The sequence below is a fragment of the Macromonas bipunctata genome, assembly GCF_002837135.1.
Lineage (GTDB): Bacteria > Pseudomonadota > Gammaproteobacteria > Burkholderiales > Burkholderiaceae_C > Macromonas_A > Macromonas_A bipunctata.
Genome location: NZ_NWBQ01000113.1, coordinates 1 through 1,208, shown reverse-complemented (window position 1 = coordinate 1,208; position 1,208 = coordinate 1). Strand labels below are relative to the sequence as shown.

The 1,208-nt window shown below is 73.5% G+C and carries 1 protein-coding gene; it reads left to right on the top strand.

The window, feature by feature from the left end:
* Positions 1–42: 42 nt before the first annotated feature.
* Positions 43–1,026, top strand: coding sequence for a DUF4394 domain-containing protein (locus tag CON76_RS12615; RefSeq protein WP_101103828.1), 984 nt, complete (start codon positions 43–45; stop codon positions 1,024–1,026).
* Positions 1,027–1,208 lie beyond the last annotated feature (182 nt).

Genomic DNA, 1,208 nt, shown 5'->3' with positions numbered 1-1,208 from the left:
GGTGAAATATCCGGGCTAGCTTCTGTAAGGTACTGCCACATCATGCGTTCCCTGTCTTTTCTGTGGGCTGCCCGCTGGCCCGCCCTGGCCCTGGCGGCCACGCTGGCGGCCTGTGCCAGCCCGGGCACCGTGCCGCCCGAGGCGGGCACCGCCACCACCCCGCCGGCCACCCAGCGCGCTGCGCCCCGTTCCGCCGCCGGCGTCAGCCCCACCCCGCCAGCGGTGCTGACCGACGAAGTGGTGTGGGCTGTCACGGAGCAGCACGAGCTGGTGCAGTTGCGCGCCGTGCAGCCCGAGCGCCTGTTGCAACGTCGCCCGCTCACCGGCCTGGCCAGCGGCGAGGCGGTGCTGGGGCTGGACTTCCGCACCCGTCCGCACGGCCCCACGCTGTACGCGTGGTCCAGTGCCGGGCGCTTGTACGTGCTCGACACCGCCAGTGCCGCCCTGCGTGCGGTGTCGCCGCCAGCGGGCAGTGGCATCCTGTCCAGCGCCCAGCTGCCGCACGGCGTGGAGGTCGATCCGGTGCAAGACCAGCTGCGCGTGATCGACGCCACCGGGCGCAACTGGCGCGTGGACCTTGACACCGGGATCGCCATCGACGCCGACCCCGCCCGCCCTGGCCTGCAACCCGATGGCCGCCTGGTGTTTGCCCAGCGCGACTGGAACGCTGAGGCCACGGCGCAGCTGCTGGCCAGCGCGCACAGCCACCACGGCGGCGCCAGCACCGCCTTTGCCATCGACCGCAGCACCGGCAGCCTGGTGTCGCAAGGCTCGCGCGCCGGGGCGCGGCCCGTGGTCTCGCCCAACTTTGGCCGCCTCTACACCGTGGGTCCGCTGGGGCTGGCGCCGCTGCAGGACGCCGCCTTCGACATGGCGCCGCGCAGCCAGGTGGCGCTGGCCGCCATCCGCACCACGCCCGAGCCGCGCACCGGCCTGTACCACATCAACCTGGACAACGGCCAGGCCCGCTGGCTGGGCTGGGTGGGCGATGGCACCGCGCTGCGCGGCCTGGCCATACAGCCGTAAAAGTGTGGGCGCTGTGGGCCATTGCGGGCCGTTGCCCTGTACCATTCTGCCCACCACCATGTCCACCAGCAAAACCCTGACCCTGCCCCGTTCGTCCGCAGCCCGCGCCGCTGCTGCGCCCGCCAACGCCAGCCGCGACCGGCGCCCCCAGCAGCAGCCCTTGCCGCCCGCGCGTGCGGCCG